A 21,703-nucleotide genomic window follows, 5' to 3' on the forward strand; every position below is an offset into this window, starting at 1 on the left:
GCAGCTCAGGCCAGCTGCGCGGCTGCGGCATGCTGGCCCGCGCGGCGGCCGAAAACCAGGCCCCGCAGCACCGAGGTCGAGCCCGTGTAGACCTGGTGATAGATGCCCATGGTTTCGCCTGCGGCATACAGTCCCGTGATGACCCGGCCGTCCTGGTCGAGCACCTGTGCGTCGCTGTTGACCTTGAGGCCACCGAAGGTGAAGCAGTTGGTGGAAATGATCGGGTAGGCCTGGAACGGGCCCTTGTCGATCGGCCGCGCCCAGTGGCTCTTGCGCACCGCCAGACCGGTGGTGGCGCGGTGGTCGACGTGCAGCGGATCGAAGTCGTCCTGGTCTTTCGGGCAGGCCGCATTGAACTCGTTGACGGTGCGCGCGAGGCTGTCCGCGGGCACGCCGATCTGGGCGGCCAATGCCTCCAACGTGGGCGCGGTGATGGAGGGCTGGTCGGAGCGGATGCTGGTTCGCCAGCGCGGGATGTCCTCGACCTTCGCGTCGAAAATCACGTAGCTGATGCCGTCGGGTTGATCGGCAATGCAGCGTGAGATGTTGTCGTAGTGCGCGTCCACCGTGCCAGGGGCCTCGTCGGTGAAGCGGTGCCCGTCCTTGTCGACCAAGATGCCGTAGGGATAGATGAAGACCACTGCTTCGGCCATCTTCGAGCGTGGGTCCACCGGCTCCGCGTGGTACGAACCGTACTCGCCGGCGGGCGCCGCGCCGGCATCCAGCGCCATGCGAATGCCTTCGCCCTTGTTGTAGTAGCCGCCAATGGCCACAGGGCGGATGTGCTTGCTGCGAAGTCCTACGTAGCGGGTCATCATCTCGGGGTTGCCCTGGAAGCCGCCGCTGGCGAGCAGCACCCTCTTGGCGCGCAGCACCTCGCGCACGCCGTCGGGATGGATCGCGACGACGCCATTCACGGCGCCCTCCTCCCCGCGCACTAAGTCGATCGCAGTGGTCCGATATCGAATCTCGCCACCCAGCGCGAGTGCCTTCGCGCGCAGGGTTTCTATCAGCGCCAATCCTCCGCCCATGGCCGCGATGCGTGTGGTGTTCTGCGTCAACAGATAGATTGGCTGGGGGCCGAACTTCATTCCCAGTTCTTTCAGCCACGCCAGCGTCGATGGCACCGACTGTGCGAAGGCCGAGATCACTTCCGGATCGGGCAGCGAATGCGCCTTTGCGAAAGCCGGCTGAAGCGCCGCGTCGTCCGTCAATGCGTTGAGCACGTTGGGATCGATGTTCCAGCCAGCGTTATGAGCGAAATGCTCTTCGAAGTCGTCCGAGACTTCCGAGTCGTTCTTCATGCGCATGTAGGCTTCGGTCCAGCGCGAGTTGCCGCCGAAGTGCTCTTCCTCCGAGCGCTCGAGGTTGACGACCTTGAGGCCCGCTTCCAAGGCAGTGACCGCGGCCGAGAGGCCCGCGACGCCGCAGCCGACGATCAGCAGGTCGGTTTCCATCTTTGAATTCATGTTGTCTCCGGGGGTGGCGCGCAGGCGCCGGGTTGGGGGTCAGCCGAGCACGAACGCGTTGGTGCGCGACGGTTGTGTGGTGATCCAGACGCTCTTGCTTTGCAGGTATTCCTTGATCGCGTCGACGCCGCCCTCGCGCCCGATGCCGCTGCGCTTGTAGCCTCCGAAGGGCGTGGTGAAACTGGTGGCGCGGTAGTTGTTGACCCACACCGTGCCGGCCTTCAACCGGTCCGACATGTGGAACGCACGATGCAGGTTCTGCGTCCATACGCCGGCTGCGAGACCGAACTGGGTGTCGTTGGCGATGCGCACCGCATCGGCCTCATCGTCGAAAGGAATCACCGAGAGCACGGGTCCGAAGACTTCTTCCTGCGCAATGCGCATGTCGTTGCTGACGCCGGTGAAGATGGTGGGCGCCACGAATTGGCCTTGTCCGTAGCCTTCGCCGGTAAGCGCGTGGCCGCCGAGCACGCACTGGGCGCCGCCGTCCTTGGCGATCTCGATGTAGTCCAGGATTTTCTGGAACTGCGCTTTTGTAGCGATGGGCCCGACCTGGGTTTCCATCTTTGCCGGGTCGCCCACGATGGCTTTGCTTGCCACATCGATCAGCATCGCGACGAAGCGGTCGTAAATGCCGCGCTGTACCAGAAGCCGCGAGCCGGCCATGCAGGTCTGCCCGGCCGCACCGAAGATGCCCGCCACCGCGCCCATCACGGCCTGGTCCAGATCCGCGTCGTCAAACACGATGTTGGCGGACTTGCCTCCGAGTTCGAGCGTGACCTTCTTGAAGTCCCTGGCGGCAATCTCGTTGATCTTCTGGCCGGCGGCGTCGCCGCCAGTGAAGGCCACCTTGGCCACCAGGGGGTGGCTCACGAGCGGCTCCCCGACTTCAGCGCCGAAGCCGGTAATGACGTTGAAGACGCCAGGCGGGAAGCCCGCCAACTTCACCAAGGCAGCCAGTTCCAACAACGAACTCGACGTGTACTCCGAAGGCTTGATCACCATGGTGTTGCCTGCTGCAAGTGCCGGGGCAATCTTCCATACCGTCAGGGCGAGCGGAGAGTTCCACGGTGTGATCGCCGCGACCACACCCAGGGGTTCGTGCTTGACGTAGTTGAAGACGCCGGTCTTGTTGATTGGCACCACCGCGCCCTGGACCTTGTCTGCCAGGCCCGCGTAATAGTGGAACCACTGCGCAACGTTCTGGACTTGCCCGCTGACCTCTGCGATGAGCTTGCCGTTGTCGCGCTGCTCGGTCTGTGCCAGAACCTCGACGTTCTGGCCCACCAGGTCGGCAAGCTTGCGCAGCAAGGCGCCACGCTGCGTTGCCGTCAGATCGCGCCAAGCGGGTACTTCAAGCGCGTCATGCGCAGCGCGTACCGCGAGTTCGACATCTACCACCCCGCCTCTCGGAACCTCGGCCCAAGCTTTTCCAGAGTAGGGCTCGGTCGATTCGAACCAGACACCGGAGGCCGGGTCGATCCATTCGTTGTTGATGAACAGCTGGTATCGCTTCATGCGCATGTCTCTCGTGTGTCGATGTCCGAAAGTCTAGAACAATTCTAAAATAACAACAAGCATTCCGTTCAGCAGAACGCCAAGAACGTGACGGCCGTGGCTGCGCTCAACCTGGCCGTTGTCATCGATGGTCGTGTTCTCGAGGGAAAGCGCTTGGTTCACGCTGACGCAACTTGCCGGGCACGAGGATGAGCCAGATGCTGCAACCGAACCCGTCGCGGGGTTCTGCATTGGCGCCACCGCAGCGTTGCTGAAGACACCGTTGCAAGCGAGGAACGCTTGTCAACAGGCTTCTATCTCGCCACCTTAGCCGCGTGGCTCCGCGTCCGCAGGGCCGTTGAGCCATTCCTGCTTCGACTCGAAAAGCCGCCGAAGATACTCGGTGACGGCCCGGATCCGGGCCGAGTATTGGAGGTCATGGTGCACGCTCACCCAGAGCGTTCGCATTACCTTCGCCGTATCGGCGAGCACCGGCACCAGCGTGTCCTCTTTCACCACGGAGAACTTGGGGAGGAGCACCAGGCCGAGCCCGGATGCTGCGGCTGCCATCTGTGCCAGCATGCTGTTGGACTGAAAGCTCATTTGAGGTCGAGTGATCAGTTCATCGAGCCAGCGTACCGCGTCAAGCTAGATCAGGTCGTCCAGATATCCCACGAACTGATGCGTCGGGAGGTCGGCCAGACTCGCGGGTGTTCCGTGGTTCTCGAGATAGCTCCGCGAGGCATACAGATACAGCGCGAACGAACCCGCTGTCTCGCATGCCAGTCCCTGGCCGATCGGTTTGAAAAAACTGACGAAAACATCGGCTTCCATGCGGCTCACATTGACGATCGAAGAAGACGTCACCAGTTCCACCCGCAGCTTGGGATACGTGCGCAGCAGCGGCTCGAGGTGGCGAGCCACGAAGGTGGTGCCGATCCCCTCCATCATGGCGATACGCACGCTGCCCGACGGCTCCCTGTCAGTTCCGCCGAGCTCCTCCTGCAGCGACAACACTGCCCTCTCCATGTTCTCGGCCTGGAGGGCGAGAACATGCGCCAGCTCAGTGGGTTTGAGCCCGGCGCGGTGACGTTCGAAAAGCGGGCCGCCCAGGCAAAGCTCCAGCTGCGAGAGCCGGCGGCTGACCGTGGAATGATCGATGTGAAGCTGCCGGGCTGCCTGGGAAAGACTCCCCGTACGGTTGATATGCAGGAACAGTCGCACATCGTCCCAATCGAGGTTGGCGAGGGGTACCTTCTTGGTCGTCATGCGGCCTTCTCGTGTGTTGTCGTGTGCAATCCTGCTCCATCGGCCTGACTGGCTTCTGGATTCTGGATAGCATTTCACATCGAGATGCGCAAAACAAGTGAAAGCGCAGCCTCGTACGGCCGCTTCCCCGTCCGGACCACTCAGTGCCCGGAAGATGGAGGATTGCCGAGGCGAACTCAGCCTGTCGACTGCTCGACGTGCGCCTGGCGTCGGTACAGGAAGTCCATCAGCGCGCGCCTGCACTCTGCATAGGTCGAATCGGTGGCCAGGCTGACGCGGTCGCGCGGCCGCCCGATGGGAACGTCCAGGATCTCCCCGATCCGCGCCGCGGGACTGTTCGTCATCATGACGATGCGGTCCGCAAGGAGCACCGCCTCGTCCACGTCGTGCGTGACCATGACGACGGTGCTTTCGGTTTTCTCGACGATGCCGAGCAGCTCGTCCTGCAACCTGGCGCGCGTGAGTGCGTCGAGCGCACCGAAAGGCTCGTCCATCAGCAGGACCTGCGGTTCCATCGACAGCGCCCGGGCGATGCCGACGCGCTGCTTCATGCCGCCGGAGATTTCGCTGGGCTTCTTGTGCGCTGCATGCACCAGGCCGACCATCTCGAGCGCCGCCTCGGTACGGCGATGGACCGCGGAAGCAGATTCGCCGCGAAACACGCTGCGCACGGCCATGCGCACATTGTCGAAGCAGCTGAGCCATGGCAGGAGCGAATGGTTCTGGAACACCATCGCCCGCCGAGGTCCCGGTCCCCGGATGATCTCCCCGTCGCAGGAGACGGTTCCCGCCGTCGGCGATGCCAGCCCGGCGAGAAGATTGAGCAGCGTGGATTTGCCGCATCCGGAGTGGCCGATCAGCGCAACGAACTCGCCTCTGCGAATCTCCAGGTTGATCTCGCTGAGCGCCGGAAAGTCGCCCTTGGGCGTGCTGAAGGTCTGCCGCACACCGCAAACGCGCAGGAACCCGGGCGTGGCCGTGGAGCCAGTAGAAACAGGGGAGAAAGTTGGCCGCAGCATCGTCTGACCTTTCATTCGCGGAAGCTCAGATGCTTCATCAATGCGCCGAGCAACTGGTCCAGCACCAGGCCGACAATGCCGATCATCACGATGGCGACGATGATGCTGGAGATCTGCAGGTTGTTCCATTCGTTCCACACGAAGAAGCCGATCCCGCTCTGGCCCACCACCATCTCCGCCGCCACGATCACCAGCCAGGCGATGCCGATCGAGATACGCATGCCCGTGAGGATCATCGGAACCGCCGCCGGAAAGACGATCTTGCGCGCGCGCTCAAACGGCGTGAGACCGATCACGCGGCCGACATTGGTCCAGTCCTGGCGCACGCTCGCGGTGCTGTAGAGGGTGTTGATCAGGATCGGCCAGATCGAACAGATGAAGATAATGAAGATCGCCGACGTGCCGCTGTCCTTCAGGGTGTAGAGCGCCAGCGGCATCCAGGCCATGGGCGAGACGGGCCGCAGCAGCTGGATGAAAGGATTCAGCGCCTGGCCCAGCCATGGAACCAGTCCCAACAGGAAGCCCAGGGGAACGCCGACCAGCACGGCCAGGGCGTAGCCGCTGAAAACGCGCCTGAGCGAATCGAGCAGGTGCCAGGCAATGCCCAGGTCGTTCTCGCCGTTGCGGCGGAATGGGTCCGCAAACAGTTCGCCGGCGCGCTTGAACACGTCGATGGGGGTCGGAATGGCCGAGCGCTCCACGGAGACACCGGGGCTCTTGCCCATCAGCTTGTCGTAGTCCGAAAGCTCCGCCGGCGCGCTGCCGCCGCCGGTGGAGGCGAGTGCCTGCCAGATCGCCAGCAAGAGCAGGCCGATCGCCAGCGTGGCCAGCCAGGAGCGTGAGGTCGAGATCGCGCCTTGCATGATCACGCCTTGCCCAGCGACTTCAGATAGTCGGCGGGACGGTCGGAGTCGAAGCTCTTGCCCAGGATCGTTTCCTTGCGGAATCCAACCTCGGGTGCCTTGCCGCCGCGCTCCTCGATGAGGCGCTTTGCATCGGTGGCCAGCATGACCTGGCGGGCAAGGCCCTTGTAGTCCAGGTCCTCCTTGATCATGTTCCATCGGCGCATCTGGGTCAGCAGCCAGACGGCGCTCGAGTAATGCGGAAAGGGCTGGAAGTCGATGCGGCGCGGCAGGGTCTTCACGTTGCCGAGGCCATCGGCATACCGGCCGGTCAGGACCTGGTCCACCACCGTCTCGGGCTGATTGAGATACTGCGGCTGGGCAAGGATCTTGGCCATTCCAACGCGATTGGCGGGCTCGGACACATGCAGGCTCGCCGCGATGATCGCGCGGTAGGCGGCCATGAAGCTGTTCGGATGCGCCTTGATCCAGGCCTCGGTCGCTGTGACCGAGCAGCAAGGATGCTCCGGCCAGATCTCGCTCGAGACCAGGTGGATGAAACCCGCCCCTTCGTACACGGCGCGTTGGCCGCCCGGCTCCCCGCCGAAGAAACCATCGATGTTGCCCACGCGGAGGTTGGAGACGTATTCGGACGGAGGAACGACGCGGTAGGACACGTCGCGGTCCGCGTCCAGCCCTGCCGATGCGAGATAGTGACGCAACTGGAGCATTTGATGGGATTGCTCGAACGGCACGGCAAACCTGAAGCCCTTCCAGTTCTTCGGATCGCGGTTGTCCTTGTGCTTCATCGCAAGGACCAGCGAGTTGCCGTTCTGGTTGAGCACCGTCATCACACGGGCCGGAATGGGAGCGCCGCCGATGCCGGCCGACATGGCCAGCGCAACCGGCATCACCTGCTGGGAGATGTCCAGTTCACCGTTGACCATCTTGTCGCGGATCAGCGCGATGCCGGCGATCTTCTGCAGGCTCAGCTCCAGCCCCTCGCGCGGAAAGAGTCCGAGCTGCTCCGCATAGATCAGTGGCGTTGCGCAGGTGATGGGCAGGAAGCCGACGGCGAGCCGCTTCTTCTCCGGCGCGGCCTTACTGCGCTCCTGCGCAACGGCGGCGAGTTGTGTCAGGGGCGTGAGTGCCGTGAGCGCGGCCAGCGCCCCTGCCCTCCCCAGCGTCTTGACGAATGCCCGTCGCAGGCCGCGCTCGGGAAAGAGGCCGTGCAGCATGCCCTGGGCCATGGCACCAGCCAGCGCATCGTCGGCATTCACAGCCGTGTTCTCCGCGAGGCACTCCTCATCGTCACCGTGGGTACCGCCGCATGCGCAGCGGCCGGTGCGGGAAAGGCGAACATACTCGTGCGATGGGTCCATGGGCCCTCCAGGCTGGGTTGAACGGATCAGGTCCGCGACACGGCAATGGTGAGCATGTTCCGAACAAATAGCCGCCGGGAAATTCACAACCCGCTGTGCGCAGATGCTCCATGGACCCGTGGAGCCCGCAAAAATGCACCTCTTGTTGCGCATTTCGAGCATCTGTGCGGCTGTACGGGCAACTATCCTGTGACCCTCAGCAACGCATAGCGAGTACCTGACATGAGTTCTTTGCCCCGGGTGAAGGTTGCCGGCGCCCACGCAGCGCCGGTGCTGCTCGACAAGACCGCCACGGCCGAAAAGGCCGTGTCCATCATCAAGGAAGCCGCCCTTCATGGCGCCCAGGTGATCGCGTTCCCGGAGACGTACATTCCGGCGTTCCCGGTGTGGGCCGCCCTGTGGGCGCCCATCTACAACCACGATCTGTTCGAGGCCATGGTCGAGAACAGCGTCTACGTGCCGGGCCCTGAGGTGGCCTTGATTGCCGCAGCCGCCAAGCGCTTTGGCGTGTGCGTGTCGATGGGCATCAGTGAACGCAGCACCGTGAGCGCCGGCTGCATCTGGAACTCGAACATCCTGATCGGCGAGACGGGCGAGCTGCTCAACCATCATCGCAAGCTGGTGCCGACCTTCTACGAGAAGCTGGTCTGGGCCGCGGGAGACGGACAGGGGCTTCGGGTCGCCGACACGCGTTTCGGGCGCATTGGCGGGCTGATCTGCGGCGAGAACACCAACCCGCTCGCACGCTTCTCGCTCATGGCGCAGGCGGAGCAGATTCATGTCTCCAGCTGGCCGCCGATGTGGCCCACGCGAAAGCCGTCGGGGGGCGGAAACTTCGACAACGTTGCGGCAAACCGCATTCGGGCTTCCGCCCATTCATTCGAAGCCAAGGCGTTCGGAATCATCTGCGCGAGCTTCATGGACAAGGCGATGCGCGATTTCCTGGTGGATCGCGATCCGGCCGTGGCTGAAGTGGTCGACGGCACGCCGCGCGGCGTGTCGATGTTCGTGGATCCGACCGGCACGCAGATCGGCGACACGCTTCAGAACGAGGAGGGAATCGCCTACGCCGAGTTCGACCTGAACAAGTGCATCGAGCCGAAGCAGTTCCATGACGTGGTGGGCTACTACAACCGATTCGACGTCTTCTCTCTGGGTGTCGAACGCCGCCGCCACGAGCCGGTCGCGTGGTCCGGGTCTTCCGATCCGCAGTTTCCGCGGCTGCTCGACGATGAGGTGACTGCCGGGGTGCTGAATGAATAGCTCGACTTTCCTGCCACCGCTGCCTGAAGGAGCAGAGCGTTCGGTTGTCGTTGGTCGGTCTCCGGGGTTCCACCTGAAACCGCCACCCGCCCCTGCGGTGCTGCGCGACTTCATCACCTCCGATGCGCAGCTCTTCGAGACCATCCACATGGGCTCCGTAGAAGTCGACGCCAAGCGGTGGCGGCTGCAAGTCGACGGGCTCGTCCGCAGGCCTTTCTCGATTGGGCTGGACGGTCTCCGGCGCCTGCCTTCAGTCTCCGTCACGGCTTTCCACGAGTGCTTTGGCAGCCCGCTCGCGCCGGCTGACAGCAACCTCTGGCGCGTAGGCAACGTCCGCTGGACTGGCGTGCCACTGGCTGTGCTGCTCGAGCAAGCGCAGCTCGCGGCGGGTGCCACCCATGTCTGGTCGGACGGCCTGGACAGCGGCGAGTTCGGCGGTCGCAAGATGAACCGGTACCGCAAGGACCTGCCGATCTCGAAGGCGCTGTCTCACGAGGTGCTCGTGGCCTACGAGATGAATGGCGCACCGTTGACGCGCGAGCGAGGCGGCCCGGTTCGCCTCGTGGTGCCTGGCTGGTTCGGCACCAACATGACCAAGTGGCTCTGCCGGCTGTCGGTCCAAGGCAGGCGTGCGGACTCCCCCTTCACGACCCTTTGGTACAACCGCGACAGCGAGCATGAAGGCAAAGTCGCTCGAGAGCCGGTGTGGGCTGTCGAGCCCAATTCGATGATCACCCATCCGGCCCCCGGCGACACCGTCTCCACAGATGCTGTGGAAGTCAAGGGCTGGGCCTGGAGCAACAACGGCATCGGCGGCGTGGCGCTCAGCGCCGATGGCGGGGCAACCTGGCAAGAGGCCGAGGTCCGGCCCCGCCGAGAATTCGAATGGCAGCAGTTCGCGGCGACGCTTCCGCTGCCGCGAACGCCCGGCCCGATGAGCATTGTCGCAAGAGCCCGTGACGCCGATGGATCTATTCAGCCATTGAGCGGGACACGAAACACGGCCCATTCGGTCCAGATTAACCGGCTGCTACCGGGCCCTGGAACAGCTGACACTGGAACCTAGGCTCCGGATCGGCATTTGCGCAATGCGGCGACGTCGGCCCCGTCGTCTCCAAGATCCCACCAAATTCCGGCCATCACGGCCAGGGCCTCACGCGCCACCGAGCCCAATAGGTGTTCATTCGGCGCGTGCTGCGAGCACGCGGCATAGGAATGGGGAACCCATACCGTAGGCAGGCCAAGGGTTTCAGCGAAGATCGCATTGGGAACGGTGCCGCCGATATTCGGCAGCAGTGCAGGCTTCTTCCCCGTGGTCGCTTCGATGGAGCGAAGTGTCCAATCGACCCAGGGATCATTCAGATCCAGGCGAGTTGCGGTTCCGGCGGGCTGCACTGTTACTTTCACAAATGAGATCCCGTTGGCGGCAAGGTGCTCTTCGAGGTGCCGGTGCGCGTTCTCCCAGTCCGTGCCGACGACGTACCTCAATTGGCAGTGCGCCCGTGCCGTTGGTGGGATCGCACCGACGGGTGCGTCAGGGTTGCCCGCCTTGAACGCGATCACCTCCAACGCGTTCCATGCCCAGACCCTTTCGGCGGGGGTCAATCCAGGTTCGCCCCAAGATGGGTCCACCGCGGGGGCGTGCTCGTCTCCTCCGAGCACGAGATCCGAAATTGCGGCGCGTACAGCGGGAGAGAGGGGAGGAGGAAGGAGCCCTTTCACCAGAATGCGGCCATCCTTGTCGATCAGCGTTGCAATCGCATGCGACAGAACGACGGCGGGGTTGCGTAGCGCGCCTCCCCAGTTGCCGGAGTGATGCGCGCCGTCCCGCAGATCGACCTCGAGCTGGAAGTTGAGCTCGCCGCGTGAGCCGAGAAAAATGGTCGGCCTGTCCGCGGCAACGCGGGGCCCGTCGGACGCAAGAAAAAGATCCCCCGCCAGAAAGTCCTTCTCGGCTTCGCAAAGGTCACCGAGCCCGGGCGAGTCGATCTCCTCTCCTGTTTCGAACACCAGCTTGATGTTGAAGCCGAGCCTTCCATTTCGGGCCGCGATCACCGAGTCAAGTGCAGCGATGTTGATCGAATGCTGCCCCTTGTTGTCAGCGGTGCCGCGTCCATACCAGCGATCTCCTTCGACAACCACCTTCCATGGCTCGAGACCCTTTCGCCATTGATCGTCATAGCCACGGACAACGTCTCCGTGCGCGTAAGTGACGACTGTCGGCATGCCCTCCTCCTCGATCCGTTCTGCCAGAAGAATTGGAGCGTCGACGCCCGCCGGGTTGGCGACGATCCGGAATGTGAAGCCAAGGCGACCGAGAGTCGGTGCGATCTCGTCCCGCAGGTACGCGTGAAGTTGCGAGGCGCTTCTTTCGACCTGGCTTTCGGTGCGGTATGAGACACGGCGATTCAAGTCGGCAAGGAATCGGCCCGAGTCGAACGTTTCTAGCGCCGCTGAAATCGCCGATTCCCGAGTGGAGTGGTTGGGATAATGCATATCAGTCAGCCCCTATTCGATCGGATAGACCATCGCGTGCGCCGTGTCGAGATCGACTTCAACGCGCTGGCCGGCATGAAACAACTGCCTGTCAGGTGTCATCTGCGAGCGGGAGAGCAGCCGAACGTCACCCACTTCGACGAGCACCACCTGAGTCGTCCCGGCGTACGCGGATTCAACAACGCGAGCAGGACCATCTTCCGACAGTCGCAGCTGCACGTTCTCCGGGCGAATTGCAAGGCGGCCAGAGGTTGAACGGGTGAGGACCCGTTCAACGGGTATCGACCTGCGAATTCGCAGAGAGGCGATTTCTGCGTTGATGTCCGTCCCAGCCGGCGACAGCACCACGGGCAGAAAGCTGGTTTCCCCGATGAAGTCCGCCACGAACGCGCTCGCCGGGCTCTCATAGAGATCGCGGGGAGATCCAAATTGCTGCAAGCGGCCTCCCTCGAGAACGGCGACCCGGTCTGCCATCGACAGCGCTTCTTCCTGGTCATGGGTCACGAAGATGATCGTGCTCCCGATCTGCCGGTGGATCTGCTTGATCTCCAGCTGCAATTGCTGGCGCAGCTTGCGGTCCAGCGCTCCAAGGGGTTCGTCCATGAGCAAGAGCGGCGGCTTGAATACCAAGGCGCGCGCAAGAGCCACCCGCTGCTGCTGTCCGCCGGACAGTTGGGCTGGGAGCCTGTTCCTCAAGGCCCCGAGCGCCACCAGGGCCAATGCCTTGGCCACCTCTGCCTCAACCTCCTTGCCCCTCAATCCGCGACGGAAGAGAGGGTATGCCACATTCTCAGCGACCGTCATGTGTGGGAACAGCGCATAGCGCTGGAACACCACTCCGAAGCCGCGTTTGTATGCAGGCTGGTCGTTGACGCGTACACCTTTCACCAGAAGGTCACCCGAGCTCGGTGTTTCGAAACCCGCGATCATCATGAGCAAGGTCGACTTGCCGGAACCACTGGGGCCCAGAAGCGCGACGAACTCCCCCGGTTCGACCGTGAGCGACACGTCGTCGAGCGCCTTGAACGCTCCATAGGACTTCGAGACATTCGCAACGCTGACCCCAGCGCTTCGCCTCCCCACTTGGGCCTCCGGAATGTCCCGAACCGATTCCATGCGGCCAGTCATCATGCTTTCACCCCAGTTTCAAAGATCTTGCGGGGCGTACGAGTCAATCGCTCGGCGCCGGATTCAGTCACCAGGACAGTCTCGCTGACGGCCAGGCCTCGAGCGGAGGTGTACATGTGGAACACCATGCCCTTCTCGAGCAGCCAAGTGGCGGTCGGTACGAAAGACCTGTAGAGATCGCTCACACGCTGAGACGAGGGTGCCGAAAACCCCAAGGTATAGCCCGTGATGTTTTCATAGTCGGGTCTCAGGCCCGCCGACAGTACGCCCTGCCGCACGATGGCGTCGACATCGGCTGCGATTGCGCCAGGACGCATGGCTCTGAACTGCTCATCCTGAAGCGCACAGAGGCCCGCGAAGGTTGACTTCTGATCTTCGGTCGCCCGCCCCACGGCCACGGTGCGCATGATCCGCACCGAGTAGCCCTTGAGTTTGGGCAGAAGCTCGACGTGGACCAGCGCACCGTCTCCGATCGGCTCGTCACTCATCGAGCTGTGCAGACAATCCCAGTCCGAACCAGCCGTCACGTAGCCAACGAAACCATCGTCGAAACCAAGCCGGTAATACTCGGCGGCGGCAACGGCGGCAACGTCTCGCTGCGAGGCGTCTGGCCGAATGGCATCGGCCACTTTCAAGACTGCGCGATCCAACAAGCTCGCAGCCACACGAAGGTGTTCGACCTCCTCGTTCGACTTGCATCGACGCGCGTCCCAGACTGCTCGTTCCAAGTCGCAAAAAATAGAATCTGGAAGAGCGTGCGCGAGGAGGTCTTGCCGCTGACGGGTGAAGGAGTGGGACTGGAAGTCGACACCGATTCGCGCGTGTGCTCCCCGGGACCTCAGCGCGGCCGCCAAAACCGAGACAGGCTCCTCCCAGTCAGAGAAGGCTACGATGTCTTGCAGCCAGCTCTTCGCACGTGCCGGCGCCATGTCGAGTTTTCGGATCAGGAGAAAGGGGTCACCGACCACCGGAACGAGGCACGCGCGCCACAGGTTCTCTCCGACGGCGTAGCCGGAAAGCCAGCCCATGGTCTCTGGCTCGTCCAGAATCGCCCAGTCGAGATGACGAGCGCGTATCGCGTCTTGCACCATGCAGAGACGTCGGCGGTACTCCTCGACGGAGAAAGCAAGGGGTCCAATGCTGCTCATGTTCAGATGTCCTTCCGGTGCGAACGATGGTGGAGGGCCGCTGACGCAACCGTCTTGACCGCGACGAGTGCCGCCAGGCTCGCGAGAAAGAGCACGGCAACAACGGCGATCTGTGGACTGATTTCTAGGCGGATGTCGTCCCACATGCGGATCGGCAAAGGCGTTGCGGACGGACCGCTCACAAACAGACCGTAGACCACGTCGTCAAATCCAGTGATGAACGCGAATACGAGCGCGCTAGCAAGGGAGGGAAGCAGCAGCGGAAGCGTTACGGTACGCAATGCAGTGAGGGGATGCCCGCCGAGGCTGATCGCGGCCTGTTCCAGGCTCCGATCGAACTTCTTGAGGCCTGCGATCAGGATGACGACCACGTAGGGGGTTGCGATGATGGTGTAGGCGAGCACGAATGCAGTCGCCGTGCCGATAAGCGGGGTCTTTGCAAAACTGAAAAAGAAGGCCACCGCCATGACCACATGGGGAACGATCATCGGAGAAATCAGCAGAAGATAGAGCGGAACCCGGCCAACGAAGCGAAACCGCACGAGCGCAAATGCGATGGGTACGCCGATCGTGATGGCCAGCAGAGAGGCCAGGAGTGCCGTACGGCCGCTGAACGAAAGCGCACTCAGCCATTGCGAGTTGCTGAAGAACTTGGTGAACCATCGCAGCGAGTAACCGGGCGGTGGAAAGCTCAAGTATGCGGCGTCGCTGAACGCAAGTGGGATCACCACCACAAACGGAAGGACGAGCAGGGCCAGCGTGAATGCGGACAGCAGCACGAGCAGCGGTGAGCGAACCGAAGAAATCACTTCCAGCGCGCGCTGAAGCCCCTTTGCAAGAGGTGCAGGTATATGCGCAGTTGCGGAAAGATCTCGAACCTTTCTCGCCGATTGGCTGGACTGCGATTCGTCCTCCAGCTCCGTCGCAACCTTGGTGCGAAAGATCACGAAGACCGTTGCAACCATGGCGAGCAAGACTGTCGCCTGAGCGGCGGCAGCCTCGAACTCACCGAGGGTCAGGACTCGGATGGTGATGCCCTGCGCAATCATGTAATCGTTCGGACCGCCAAGAAGTGCGGGCGTGATGTAAAAGCCCAGGCAGGAGAGAAACACGAGGGTGCAGCCGCTGACAATACCGGGCATCGAACTGGGGAGCGTGATGCGCAGGAAGGCATCTGCCGGCGAACTTCCCAAGCTTTGCGCGGCGATGCTCAGTTTTCGGTCAAAACGAGCGAGTGCGGCATACAGCGGAAACACCATCAGTGGCAGTTGCACCTGGATCATTCCGATATACACGCCGATCTTGTTGAAGACCAGTCGCAGCGGCTCCGAAACGATCCCAAGGTACAACAGCAACTGGTTGATCAGGCCGGCAGGGCTCAGCAGGACGGTCCAGGCGTATGTCCGGATCAAGATACTGGTCAGGTACGGGAGAGTGACCAGTACCAAGAGGAGGCTTGCCAGCCACGGAGGGCACCGAGAGATTGAATATGCGAGCGGATAGGCCAGGATCAGGCAGGCCAGTGTCACCACGACCGCCAGCAGCAGCGTCTGAAACAGGACCCAGGCAAAAACCCCTGAGCTCGCGATCTCCTGGTAGTGCAGCAGCGACCAAGTGCTCTCGTTGCGAAAGCTCTTGAGTACCAGTTGGGCCACCGGAAAGAGATATCCCGCCGCGAAAATCGCCAATGCCGGCACGACCAAGAGCAGGATCATTGGCGCACGGCTATGGCGTGCGCTTTTCCAACCAAGCTTCATGAGAACTTCCGAATGGCTCTAGAGCCGTGTGCAACCGACGATTCGATGCGCCCAGATGGACCGTTCAGCGCGCACCGACCAGCCACCGCTCCCATTCCGCCACCGCGGTAAGGTTGTTGGGGCGACCGTTCTTGCCCAGCGCGTTCCAGAAGGCGTAGTCCTGAACGATCTGCTGCTTTTTGAACTCGGCGTACGTCGGCAGCATCTTTGCGCGTTCCGCAGGGATGTAGTCGTAGGCGCGCGAGTTCGGCGGCGCGTACAAAATGTGCTTGGAGAAGTTCGCCTGCACCTCTGCGCGCGACATGAAAGCGAGCAGCTTGTTCGCGTTGTCAACGTTCTTGGAACCTTTGAGAACCACCCAGCTGTCGTATTGCAGGATGCCTTGGTTCCAGGTGAAGCCAATCTTCTGGCTCTTCTCGTTTGCAGCGTAGATTCGCCCGTTCCATCCGCTGCCGGCGGTCACCTGCTTGTCGATCAGCAGTTGGGGGCCCTCGGCACCGCTGTTCCACCATTTCACGATCTCGGGCTTGATACGGGAAAGGCTCTTGAATGCGCGATCCCAATCGATCGGATAGATCTTGGCGGGGTCGACACCGTCTGCCAGTAGAGCCGCCTCGAAGACAGCACCGTCCGGCCCTCGCGTCCCCGTACACAGGGTGCGGCCGCCCGGAAACTTCTTCGTGTCCCACACGTCGGCCCAGGACGAAATCGAGTTGCTGCCGAACTTCGCGGGATCGTAGGCAATCAGCAGGGAATAGATGATGTGCGGGACGGTGAACTTGCCTGTAGCAACAGGGTTGAAGGCATCCAGATCGGCCTTGTTGAAGTACCCGTAGTCGATCGGAACCAGGAGGTTCTCGCGTTCGAAGGCCGTGGTATTGCCGCCCGTCAAAATGGTTACGTCGTACCGCGGGGAGCCAGCCAACGCGCTGGCGCGAACAGCGCCCAGGTCAGTACGCGGCTGCGCAATGACCTTGATCCCGGTCTCCTTCTCGAAGGGGTCGAAAAGTGCCACTCGCTTTGCCTCTCCCCACGACCCACCGCCGTCGTACACGACGACCTCGCCGGTGCCCTTGAGACTCTGGGCCAGTGCCGGTACTGCGAGGAACGACGGTGCAATGGCTGCACCGCCGGCTCCTGCGACACCCTTCAGAACTTGGCGACGATTGATGCTCATGAGCTTGCTCCTCTAAATGGTCAGTCTGCTGAACTTTGTGGGCCCCGGTGTGATGAAGTAGGTTTTACGCCCATCGCCGCCATCGGTGAGGAGAATTCTGGTGCGCACGGGGCGGAGAAAATCACCGATCCCCCTTGTGGTTGCAGAAGATCGACGCGTTGTGAGACGGTTTTTTGCACGGATGATGCTTGGCACCGTCCCGGAGCGGCATGCCCGATTTGGAGCGGCTCAGTGCCCTATTTCGGTCACTTTTCGGCGAGGGGAACGTTCAGTGTGACCTTGACACGCTGCATGGCGACATAGGTCCTGAACCCCTTGACGTTCCCAGAGCTGAAGAAGAGGTCGCGGGTGAGTTGCTCGTACTCCGTCATGTCCTTGACGACTATCACGAGCACGAAGTCGTACTCCCCCGTGACGTAGTAAACCTGCTGTACCTGCGGACAGTCGGCAAAACGTGTTTTCACCTCGTCGAGTAAGTCAAGCCTCTCGCTCTCGAGCTTGACCTCGACGAGGATCGTGATGAGGTGACCTACTGACGACGGATCGACGATGCACACGGTGGCGGCGATCACCCCCGCAGATTCGAGGGCTGCTATCCGACGATTGACCGCGGATGGAGACAGATTGACGGCCTCCGACAGTTCGCGCTGTGAGATCTTGCTGTCCCTCTGGAGCAAGCCCAAGATCTTGACGTCGTAGTTATCGAGGTGCATGCCATCCATTATCTGCGCCGCAATGGCCAAGGTGAGGAGCGCCCGAGCACGCAACAGCCGTCCATTGTTCTCCCTGAATCTGGTTCGTTGTCCTGTTTTTGCTGTCCAGATCGCGCCAAGCAACACAAGAAGCGGTCCTAGGATTCATGAACTCCTGGCGTTCAAGCTAAGGGGGCGAAAACAACCAACGGAATCCAAGATGCTGATTGCCAATGAGCGCGCCACGCGCAGCGCCTATCCCCGTGAACTCCAGTCGGTGATGTCCATCGCCAAGGCCCAGGAAAGCCGCGACTGGATCTCGTCATGGAACAGTTTGAATCCGGGGCCCACGCCGTTGTACGAACTCGATGGCCTGGCTCGCAGCCTCGGAATCGGAAAGCTTTATCTGAAGGATGAGTCCGTCCGATCCGATCTCGGGAGTTTCAAGGCGCTTGGAGCGCCGATCGCTTTGGCCCGGCTGATCCTTCGCCTTTGGCCGGATCACAACCTTGATCCGAAGCTGCTTTTCAAGGGCGGCTACAGATCGTTGCTAGAAGCCTTTACGGTGATCAGCGCGACAGATGGCAATCACGGCAAAGGCCTTGCGGCGGCAGCGCAGACCATGGGCTGCCATTGTGTGATCGTTCTCCATGCGAATGTCAGCGAAGAACGAGAGCAGGCGATCGCCAGGTTTGGCGCCAGGGTGATGCGCGTCCAGGGGAACTACGACGCCTCTGTCGAGGAAGCTGCTCGTCTCGCCAAGGCCAACGATTGGCATGTTGTTTCAGACACGTCATACGACGGCTACGAAGAGGTCCCGCGGGACGTCATGCAAGGGTACGGGACTGTCGCTGCTGAAATTGTTGAAGCGTCAGGTAGCGACCAGACGGTGCCGTTCACGCATGTCTTTCTTCAGGGCGGCGTTGGCGGCCTCGCGGCAGGAATCCTGAGCTACTTTTGGGAGTGCTATGGGGAGCGTCGCCCCACAGTGGTAATCGTAGAGCCGGCGCAGGCCGACTGTCTTTTTCAAAGTGCGTTGCGCGGCATTGCGTCCAAGGCAACGGGCTCGGTCGACTCGGTCATGGCCGGCCTGGCCTGCGGCGAAGCCTCGCCACTTGCATGGAGATTTCTTGTGTCCGGGGCTGACTATTTCATGACCATCACCGATGACGATGCGGTTGCTGCGATGCGGCTGCTGGCGATCGGCAATGCAGTGGATCTCCCTGTGGTTTCTGGTGAATCAGGCGCAGCCGGCCTCGCAGGCCTCATCGAACTCCTAAGCCACCCGGCACAAGCTGCCACGGTGGGGCTGGGGCCCGATGCGCGCGTGCTGCTAATCAGTACCGAAGGTGCCACTGCCCCTGCCGCCTATCAGGCGCTGGTCGGACAGTCTGAGGCGCAAGTGCTGGCACGCCAAAGAAATCGCGTGAGGCTCAGCCAGAGCACCTGATCGAGTACCGCATCCGGCCCGGCGAAAGGCGCACTTCGGCGCTCGGCCTCGCTCACCGCCCGGCGATCACCGCAGCCAGGACACGCATCCCCTGATCGATCTCTTCCACCGTCAGGCTGGCATACCCCAGGATCAGTCCAGCCGGCCGGGGTTGCATGCGCGACGGCGGCTTGGCGAACAGCGGCGAAACCGGGTAGACACCCACGCCCTTGCTGCGGGCAGCAGCCGCCAGCGCGGGCTCGTCCTGAGGCCGCAGGAATGGCAGCCAGAGCACCACATGCAGACCTGCCGCCGCGCCGATGACCGTGGCGCTGGGAGGCAGGTGGCGGGCAATGGCATCGAGCAGCGCCGCCCGTCGGCGTTCGTGCGCACGGCGCGTGCGCCGCACGTGGCGCTCGTAGGCGCCGCTGTCGATCAGCGACGCCAGCACACGCTGCTCCAGCACGGGTGCGTGGCGGTCGGTCAGCCGCTTGGCCTGCCGAAACACCGGCACCAGTTCAGGCGGCAGCACCAGGTAGCCGAGCCGAAGCTGCGGCGACAGCGCCTTGGAAAAAGTGCCTATGTAGATCACGCGTCCGTCGGTGTCCACCGACTGCAGTGCGTCGATCGGGCGCTGGCCGTAGCGAAACTCCCCGTCGTAGTCGTCCTCGACGACCCAGGCGTGGTGCGTTCGTGCCCAACGGAGCAGTTCCATGCGCCGGCCGATGGGCAGCACACCTCCCAGCGGAAACTGGTGGGATGGCGTCACATAGGCCAGGCGTGCGCGCTCGTCTTTTGGCAGCCTGGCCGTGTCGAGGCCTTGGGCGTCCACCGGTATCGCCAAGGCCTCGGCGCCCGTGGCATCGAAGCACCGGCGCGCCATCAGGTAGCCGGGCTCCTCGAAAACGAAGGCGTCGCCGGGATTGAGCAGAAGCCGCGCACACAAGTCGATGGCCTGCTGCGAGCCGTGCACCACCAGGATCTGCTCGGCATCGCAGGGCAGGCCTCGCGCACGCCGGAGGTACCCCTGCAGGGAGCGGCGCAGCGACGCGTCGCCTTCGGGCGCCACGTAGTAGAGCCTACGTTGATGGCGCAGCAGTTCGGCCTGGTAGGCACGCCGCCAGGCCAGCGCCGGAAAATCGCGAGAAGCGACCGCGCCGTAGAGGAAGTCGATGCGGCAAGGTTCCGCAAAAGCAAGCCCAGGCATGTCGATCGCCGCCACGCGACGGCCGAACGCCGAGAGGGATGGTGCGGTCCCGGGTCGCCGTTGCGGCTTTGCGTTGGACCGTGGAGCCGCAGCCAGCGGACTCGCGACGCGGGCAACCCGCCCGACCGACGTGACAACGAAGCCCTCGGCAGCGAGTTGCTCGTAGGCGGCGGTGACGGTGGTGCGCGACACCCCCAGGTCGGCCGCCAGGGCACGCGTGGACGGCACCTGCGCGCCCGCTGCGAGCGTGCCGTCGGCGATCTGGGAACGCAGCAGGTCGTAGATGCGGCGTCCGGCCCTGTCGGCACCGGTACTTGGGCTTGGCGGCGTATGCAACTGGTCCATGCAAAAGGAATGGAACTGGACCTTCCCATTGTGCCGGTTCCGCGCGACAGTACCAGCTACCCACATCATTCACACCCTGCCCCGATGTACCTCCCCACGCACTTCGCCGAAACAAGACCCGAGGAACTGAACCGCACCATCCGCGAGCATCCGCTGGGTGCGCTGGTCACGCATGGGGCCTCGGGGCTGGATGCCGATCATCTCCCCTTCGAGTTCGATCCCGACGTGGGAACGCATGGCTTGCTGTCGGCACACGTCGCTCGCGCCAATCCGCTGTGGCAGCGCTGCCCCACCGGAACTCCGGTGATGGTCATCTTCGGCGGCGCCCAGGCCTACATCTCTCCCAGCTGGTATCCGTCCAAGCACGAGGCGCACCGCCAGGTGCCGACCTGGAACTACGAGGTGGTGCACGCGCACGGCGTGCTCACCGTGCACGACGACGAGCGCTTTGCACGCGGCATCATCGCGCGCCTGACGCGGCGCCACGAGGCGGCTGAGCCCAGGCCCTGGAAAATGGGCGACTCCGCACCCGAGTACATCGACAGCATGGTGCGCAACATCGTGGGCATCGAAATCGCCGTCACTTCGCTGGTTGGCAAGTCCAAGCTCAGCCAGAACAAGGAAGCGCGCGACCGCCTCAATGCCGCAGAGATGTTGAAGGCGCGCGGACACGAGGAAATGTCGGAATTGATGCGCAACACCAGCGGAGCGAGCTGACGAGGCCAGCAGGAACCATGTACACGTCCACCTTCACTTTCGCTAAGGGCGAGTTCGACGACGAGTTCCATGCCCTGGACAACGTCATTGCCCAGCTTGCCAAGTCCATCCCCGGCTACCTTGGCGAAGAGAGCTGGGAGAACCCTGCATCAAGGCTTGTTTCCAACGTGTACTACTGGAAGACGATGGAGGCGCTCCAGGAGCTTATCGGGCACCCCGCACACATCGCTGCAAAGAAGCGCCAGGCGCTTTGGCTCAAGGGCTACCAGGTGGTCATTGCACAGGTTGTCCGCAGTTACGGCGATGGCGGCATTCCGCACCCGCTCGCTGGCGAAACGCGATCAGTACCTGGTGTCCGCTGAATTTCGGCGGTCTTATGAACAGCGACGGAGTCGATCGGATGCGGCATCTGGATCGCCGAACGGAGAATCGTATGGCCTGGATGCTTCTGCTTGTTGCCGGTCTTCTTGAAGTGGGCTGGGCCATCGGCCTGAAGTACACGGATGGATTCACCAAGCTGTGGCCATGCATCTTCACGATCACTTCCATGGTCATCAGCGTCGTGTTGCTGGGAATCGCCATGAAGTCCCTACCCGTTGGCACCTCATACGCCGTCTGGGTCGGAGTCGGGGCGGTCGGCACCGCAATCCTCGGCATTGTCCTGTTCGGGGAATCTGCAGCACCCGGTCGGTTGGTCAGTCTGGGGCTCATAGTTGCCGGTATCGTCGGCCTCAAACTGGCAAGCTCGGCGTAGTTTGCTCGGCCGCAAGTGCGAGCTTCCGAATACAGCGCGTTGCGTGCCTGCATCCTCAACGCCGTGCACCGCACGGCACGTTGGTAGACAGATTGATGGCAACCAGGCATTG

Annotated in this window: 19 protein-coding genes and 1 pseudogene; 6 read left to right on the top strand and 14 right to left on the bottom strand. The window is 62.6% G+C overall.

The features are described 5' to 3' along the window. Positions 1–5: 5 nt before the first annotated feature. The 7 genes and pseudogenes from ACAM55_RS13805 to ACAM55_RS13835 form a co-directional block, all read right to left on the bottom strand. Positions 6–1,469 carry an FAD-dependent oxidoreductase gene (locus tag ACAM55_RS13805; RefSeq protein WP_369652109.1) on the bottom strand — a complete coding sequence of 488 codons (1,464 nt, stop codon included), beginning with the start codon at positions 1,467–1,469 and terminating at the stop codon, positions 6–8. Positions 1,470–1,508: 39 nt separating this feature from the next. Continuing rightward, complete coding sequence (locus ACAM55_RS13810) at positions 1,509–2,987, bottom strand: aldehyde dehydrogenase (RefSeq protein WP_369652110.1); 1,479 nt, start codon at positions 2,985–2,987, stop codon at positions 1,509–1,511. A gap of 33 nt (positions 2,988–3,020) precedes the next feature. Further along, positions 3,021–3,218 (bottom strand): hypothetical protein, encoded by a 198-nt coding sequence (locus ACAM55_RS13815; protein ID WP_369652111.1) that lies wholly within the window; start codon positions 3,216–3,218, stop codon positions 3,021–3,023. Positions 3,219–3,293: 75 nt separating this feature from the next. Next, a pseudogene (locus tag ACAM55_RS13820) lies at positions 3,294–4,235 on the bottom strand (LysR family transcriptional regulator). Between the two features lie 176 nt (positions 4,236–4,411). Further along, positions 4,412–5,254, bottom strand: coding sequence for an ABC transporter ATP-binding protein (locus ACAM55_RS13825; protein ID WP_369652112.1), 843 nt, complete (start codon positions 5,252–5,254; stop codon positions 4,412–4,414). Positions 5,255–5,265: 11 nt separating this feature from the next. Next, the gene (gene ntrB, locus ACAM55_RS13830; RefSeq protein ID WP_369652113.1) at positions 5,266–6,117 is read right to left on the bottom strand and encodes a nitrate ABC transporter permease; all 852 of its coding nucleotides are present in this window, start codon (positions 6,115–6,117) and stop codon (positions 5,266–5,268) included. Between the two features lie 2 nt (positions 6,118–6,119). After that, a complete protein-coding gene (locus tag ACAM55_RS13835) occupies positions 6,120–7,478 on the bottom strand; it encodes a CmpA/NrtA family ABC transporter substrate-binding protein (RefSeq protein ID WP_369652114.1) in 1,359 nt (452 codons plus the stop codon). A gap of 222 nt (positions 7,479–7,700) precedes the next feature. Between ACAM55_RS13835 and ACAM55_RS13840 the strand changes: the two genes are divergently transcribed. Next, positions 7,701–8,741: a carbon-nitrogen hydrolase family protein gene (locus tag ACAM55_RS13840; RefSeq protein ID WP_369652115.1), complete on the top strand. Its 1,041-nt coding sequence runs from the start codon at positions 7,701–7,703 to the stop codon at positions 8,739–8,741. Between the two features lie 97 nt (positions 8,742–8,838). Then, on the top strand, positions 8,839–9,807 hold the full coding sequence (locus ACAM55_RS13845) for a molybdopterin-dependent oxidoreductase (RefSeq protein WP_369652116.1): 969 nt from the start codon (positions 8,839–8,841) through the stop codon (positions 9,805–9,807). Here ACAM55_RS13845 and ACAM55_RS13850 read toward each other — a convergent pair. The 6 genes from ACAM55_RS13850 to ACAM55_RS13875 all read right to left on the bottom strand — a co-directional run bounded on the left by ACAM55_RS13850 (position 9,804) and on the right by ACAM55_RS13875 (position 17,160). After that, entirely contained in the window at positions 9,804–11,237 is a 1,434-nt protein-coding gene (locus ACAM55_RS13850; RefSeq protein ID WP_369652117.1) for a M20 family metallopeptidase, read from the bottom strand. The two genes, ACAM55_RS13845 and ACAM55_RS13850, sit on opposite strands and share 4 nt — an antisense overlap. A gap of 12 nt (positions 11,238–11,249) precedes the next feature. Beyond that, positions 11,250–12,368: an ABC transporter ATP-binding protein gene (locus tag ACAM55_RS13855; protein WP_369652118.1), complete on the bottom strand. Its 1,119-nt coding sequence runs from the start codon at positions 12,366–12,368 to the stop codon at positions 11,250–11,252. Beyond that, complete coding sequence (locus tag ACAM55_RS13860) at positions 12,365–13,513, bottom strand: M24 family metallopeptidase (RefSeq protein ID WP_369652119.1); 1,149 nt, start codon at positions 13,511–13,513, stop codon at positions 12,365–12,367. The genes ACAM55_RS13855 and ACAM55_RS13860 overlap by 4 nt, the downstream gene beginning before the upstream one ends. A gap of 2 nt (positions 13,514–13,515) precedes the next feature. Beyond that, complete coding sequence (locus ACAM55_RS13865; RefSeq protein ID WP_369652120.1) at positions 13,516–15,270, bottom strand: ABC transporter permease subunit; 1,755 nt, start codon at positions 15,268–15,270, stop codon at positions 13,516–13,518. A gap of 64 nt (positions 15,271–15,334) precedes the next feature. Continuing rightward, entirely contained in the window at positions 15,335–16,447 is a 1,113-nt protein-coding gene (locus ACAM55_RS13870; RefSeq protein ID WP_319435024.1) for an ABC transporter substrate-binding protein, read from the bottom strand. Positions 16,448–16,692: 245 nt separating this feature from the next. Then, positions 16,693–17,160 carry an Lrp/AsnC family transcriptional regulator gene (locus tag ACAM55_RS13875; protein WP_369652121.1) on the bottom strand — a complete coding sequence of 156 codons (468 nt, stop codon included), beginning with the start codon at positions 17,158–17,160 and terminating at the stop codon, positions 16,693–16,695. 199 nt (positions 17,161–17,359) lie between these two features. Here ACAM55_RS13875 and ACAM55_RS13880 point away from each other — a divergent pair, with 199 nt between their 5' ends. Beyond that, entirely contained in the window at positions 17,360–18,589 is a 1,230-nt protein-coding gene (locus ACAM55_RS13880) for a diaminopropionate ammonia-lyase (protein WP_369652122.1), read from the top strand. A gap of 52 nt (positions 18,590–18,641) precedes the next feature. Here ACAM55_RS13880 and ACAM55_RS13885 read toward each other — a convergent pair whose 3' ends face one another. After that, positions 18,642–20,120 carry a PLP-dependent aminotransferase family protein gene (locus ACAM55_RS13885; RefSeq protein ID WP_369652123.1) on the bottom strand — a complete coding sequence of 493 codons (1,479 nt, stop codon included), beginning with the start codon at positions 20,118–20,120 and terminating at the stop codon, positions 18,642–18,644. A gap of 84 nt (positions 20,121–20,204) precedes the next feature. Here ACAM55_RS13885 and ACAM55_RS13890 point away from each other — a divergent pair, with 84 nt between their 5' ends. The 3 genes from ACAM55_RS13890 to sugE all read left to right on the top strand — a co-directional run bounded on the left by ACAM55_RS13890 (position 20,205) and on the right by sugE (position 21,591). Further along, positions 20,205–20,837 carry an FMN-binding negative transcriptional regulator gene (locus ACAM55_RS13890; RefSeq protein WP_369652124.1) on the top strand — a complete coding sequence of 211 codons (633 nt, stop codon included), beginning with the start codon at positions 20,205–20,207 and terminating at the stop codon, positions 20,835–20,837. 17 nt (positions 20,838–20,854) lie between these two features. Further along, positions 20,855–21,199: an antibiotic biosynthesis monooxygenase gene (locus ACAM55_RS13895; protein ID WP_369652125.1), complete on the top strand. Its 345-nt coding sequence runs from the start codon at positions 20,855–20,857 to the stop codon at positions 21,197–21,199. Positions 21,200–21,270: 71 nt separating this feature from the next. Then, complete coding sequence (gene sugE, locus ACAM55_RS13900; protein ID WP_369652126.1) at positions 21,271–21,591, top strand: quaternary ammonium compound efflux SMR transporter SugE; 321 nt, start codon at positions 21,271–21,273, stop codon at positions 21,589–21,591. Positions 21,592–21,703: the final 112 nt, after the last annotated feature.

The organism is Variovorax sp. V213 (assembly GCF_041154455.1).
GTDB lineage: Bacteria > Pseudomonadota > Gammaproteobacteria > Burkholderiales > Burkholderiaceae_C > Variovorax.